This is a genomic window from Prevotella sp. HMSC073D09, from assembly GCF_001814145.1.
Lineage (GTDB): Bacteria > Bacteroidota > Bacteroidia > Bacteroidales > Bacteroidaceae > Prevotella > Prevotella conceptionensis.
Genome location: NZ_KV815025.1, coordinates 1 through 1,128, shown reverse-complemented (window position 1 = coordinate 1,128; position 1,128 = coordinate 1). Strand labels below are relative to the sequence as shown.

The following is a 1,128-nucleotide window of genomic DNA, read 5'->3' as shown; positions in this document are numbered from 1 at the left end:
GAGGATGCGAAGTTCTCGGCGTTGGGTTATCCCAGCGTAAAAGAGACCGAACGCATGCTCAAAGACAAACTCAAAGGCCGTCCCGATGCGGCATTGGGCGGCGGTATCGGCTATGACTTCCCATTCGGCATGACGCTCGACTTGCGCTATCATTACAGTCTGACCAACAGTATCAAGACCGAAACAAACACCTATAACTGGGTGGAACACGACAACCACAATCAGCAGATTGAACTGACGGTGGGCTATATGATTAATATCCGATAAGTTCTGACCCAGTTCTTATCCTTACTCTCTTTCCCCTCTTTGCCAAGATTGGCATAAGATTTAGGTTTGGTTTTATTACAACACATTTCATGTAAATAATAGGAAAGTGCCTATGGGCAATTCTACTCCCAATACCCGCCGCAATGTCATTAGCGGCATTGTTGCGTTAATCGTTATCCTCATTATCTTGTTGTGTTTACGACTTTGCAAACATGATGAGGAAGATGTGCCGACACCTCAGGCAACCCCCTCGGCTTCTACCCCGCAAGACACCATCAAACAAGGCACGGCAACAGTTTCGCCAAAAGCGTGGCATAAGGTTTCAAAGCCAAAGAGGAAAAGAAAGGTTATCGCCGCCTCTGCTCTTCAACCCGCAGAAAAAGTGGCTGTTATAGAAAAGAAAGCGGAACCTGCTGTTGTGCAAGAAACACCCAAAGAACAACCTAAGCAACAAACTGGCATAGAACCTGAATCTGACGATGTGGTAATAGATACGGCGGAAATCATTCGCGAGCCCAAGCCGAGGCGTATTTTCTCGCACAAACGGTATTACCAAACCCGTATCGGCATCCGTGCCGGAGTGGGTTACAGCATTATCGGTAACCTTGGTGCCTTGGTGGAAGACGGAGCCGTCCGTCCTCGTTATACGATGGAAGAAAACGGTGCGTTTGTTCCCTCGATAGGCGTTTTTGCCCTTTGGCGGCACGACCGCCTTGGCGTTGAATTGGCGGCAGACTACACGTGGCTGTCTTCTACCTTAAAGGAACATAAGCAAATCGGCAACATCGACGAGAAGACGGTCTTTCGTTATCACATCATCATGCCGCAGGTAGCCGCGCGACTCTACCTGCTGAGCGACCT

The 1,128-nt window shown here is 48.9% G+C and carries 1 protein-coding gene and 1 pseudogene; both read left to right on the top strand.

Annotation, left to right across the window (positions count from 1 at the left end; all coding sequences use genetic code 11):
- A pseudogene (locus tag HMPREF2955_RS01215) lies at positions 1-267 on the top strand (PorT family protein); the annotation flags it as partial.
- A gap of 112 nt (positions 268-379) precedes the next feature.
- Positions 380-1,128, top strand: a 749-nt coding sequence (locus HMPREF2955_RS01210; protein ID WP_070720137.1) for a hypothetical protein, incomplete at its 3' end; no start/stop codon positions are given.